Here is a 2,545-nt window from a genome sequence, read left to right on the forward strand (position 1 = left end):
CGGGTCTTCCAGATTGGCGCGGGCGGTGCGCACACGCTGTGCGACGGCAGCCAGCGCATGGTCCTGGCCGATGAGGCGCTCGCGCAGCGTGGGCAGCAGGCCCAGCACGGTCTTGATCTCGTCCTTCACCATCTTGCCCAGGGGGATGCCCGTCCAGGCGGCGACGATCTCGGCCACCACGGTGCCGTCGACCTGCATCGGCACCATCGGGCTCTCGCCCTGCAGCGAAGCAAGTTCGGCCAGCTTGGCTTGCAACGCAGCCTGCTCCGGCGACGCGGCCACGCCCTTGGCCTTGCCATTCCTGGCGGCGGCCGGCTTGGCAAGGTCCGGGGCCGCGGGGTGGGCTTCGAGGCCGGCACGCATGGTGCGGATCTCGTCAACCAGCACCTTTTCCTGCTCCCAACGCGACTTGAGCGCACCCAGCGTGTCGCCGAGCTGTTGCCGCTGGTCGTTGAGTTCGGACAGACGCGCGCCATGATCGGAACCCACGGCCGCTTCGCGTTCGAGTGCACGGCGCTCGGCAGCCAGCCGTTCCAGCTGGCGCTGCGTGTCTTCGATGGCGGCCGGCGTGGCGCTCTGGCCCAGCGCGACCTGGGCGCAGGCCGTGTCGAGCACGCTAATGGCCTTGTCGGGCAGCTGGCGTCCGCTGATGTAGCGCGCCGACAGGCGCACGGCTTCGGTGATGGCTTCGTCGAAGAGGCGCACGTTGAAGTGCTTCTCCATCAGCGGTGCCATGCCGCGCAGCATCGCGGCGGCCAGAGGCTCGCTGGGCTCTTCGACCTTCACCACCTGGAAGCGGCGGGCCAGTGCGGCGTCTTTCTCGAAGTACTTCTTGTACTCGCCCCAGGTGGTGGCGGCCACGGTGCGCAGCTCACCGCGCGCCAGTGCGGGCTTGAGCAGGTTGGCCGCGTCGTTCTGCCCGGCCTGGCCGCCGGCACCGATCATGGTGTGGGCCTCGTCGATGAAGAGGATGATCGGGTGCGGGCTCTTCTTCACCTCGTCGATCACGTTCTTCAGGCGGTTCTCGAACTCGCCCTTCACCGAGGCTCCGGCTTGCAGGAGGCCCATGTCGAGCGTGTGCAGCTCCACGCCCTGCAGGGGTGGCGGCACGTCACCCTGGGCAATGCGCAGCGCCAGGCCTTCGACCACGGCGGTCTTGCCCACACCGGCCTCGCCGGTGAGGATGGGGTTGTTCTGGCGCCGGCGCATCAGGATGTCGATGCATTGGCGGATCTCGGCATCACGGCCGATGACGGGGTCGACCTTGCCTTCGCGTGCACGCTGCGTGAGCCGGGTGGTGAACTGGTCGAGTGCAGGCGTCTTGCCGGGCGCGGCCATCTGCGCGGCCTGCTCTTCGTCGCCGCCCGGCGCAGGCGCATCGGCGGCCCGCAGGGTTTCAGCGGCCTCCTGCGAGCCTTGCGTGAGTTCAGGGAGCTTGTGCTTCAGCTCGTCGAGCTTGAACTTCACGAAGAGCTTGGAGCCCCGGTAGGCCAGCTGGCTCAGGCCGGGCTCGGCGAGCAAGGCCAGAAGCAGGTGGGCACCACGAATGCGCACCGTGTGCGATTCCAGCGAGGCGATCAGCCAGGCATGCTCCAGCAACACCGGCAGGTGCTGCGAGAACACCGGCGTACGCGTGTTGCCTGTCTTGAAGCGGCCAATCTCGTTCTCCAGGTCGCGCTGCAGCTCGCTGACGGCAATGCCCGACTTCTTGCACAGCAGCGCCAGGTCGCCTTGCGGGTTCTCCAGCAAGGCCAGGAACAGGTGCTCCAGGTCGACTTCGTAGTTGCCACGCGCCATGCACAGGCTGGCGGCTCGCTCGGCCGCACGCCGCGTGGTGTCGTTGAGCTTGGAGATGAGCGTCTTGAGGTTGTTCGACATGGGAGACGTGACGGTGATGACAGCGATGTTTTACTGGGGGTCGATCTAGTGAATGTCGTAGCGGACGTCGCATCGGTCTGCCTGCTGCGGCCGCGTCTGGACATAGGTGTCCCAGCCCAGGCGGCCGGCCAGCGGCGAGCGGCGCGAATCGAGCCTGCTGCTCTCCACCGCGTCAGCGCGCAGGGTGAGGTTGATCTCGTATTCGAGGCTGGCCCCGCTGAGCAAGGTGAGCAGCTCGCGCAAGGCGGTGGCACCCGGCGCTCCCGGAAGGAAGCGCTGGAACAGCGAATGCGTGAGCGGCCCCAGCACGAGCCTGACGCGCAGGTCGCGCTGCCACACCCGCTCGCCGGACAAGGCGCTCTTGCCCAGCACGCCGTTGCCCAGACCCAGGTGCGTGCGCGCCGACGGCGGCAAGGCATACCAGCGGCCACAGAACTGCTCGATGCGCACAGGCACCCGCAGGTAGCGCGCCAGCAGTTGCTGCAGCTGCGGCGCCGACAGAGACCGTTGCTGCAAGGCCCCAGCGAAGAAGGCCAGGCTTTCGTCGTCGACACCACCTGAGCGTGGCAGCAGCCGGTCGTTCAGCGACTTCTGCCCCACGCCTGCCAGCGCCAGCACCATGGGGGCGAAGCGGTTGCTGCGGTCGGCCTCGTACTGCAGGTGCAAG

General features: G+C 67.9%; 2 protein-coding genes. Both read right to left on the minus strand.

Annotated features, from left to right (window positions below; genetic code table 11):
• Nucleotides 1–1,878, minus strand: a 1,878-nt coding sequence (locus VFL64_RS19555) for a Clp protease N-terminal domain-containing protein (RefSeq protein ID WP_489542057.1), incomplete at its 3' end; no start/stop codon positions are given.
• Between the two features lie 45 nt (nucleotides 1,879–1,923).
• A partial coding sequence (tssG, locus tag VFL64_RS19560; protein WP_489542058.1) for a type VI secretion system baseplate subunit TssG occupies nucleotides 1,924–2,545 on the minus strand: 622 nt, incomplete at its 5' end.

It is taken from the genome of Rhizobacter sp. (assembly GCF_035702065.1).
Taxonomy (GTDB): domain Bacteria; phylum Pseudomonadota; class Gammaproteobacteria; order Burkholderiales; family Burkholderiaceae_C; genus Rhizobacter.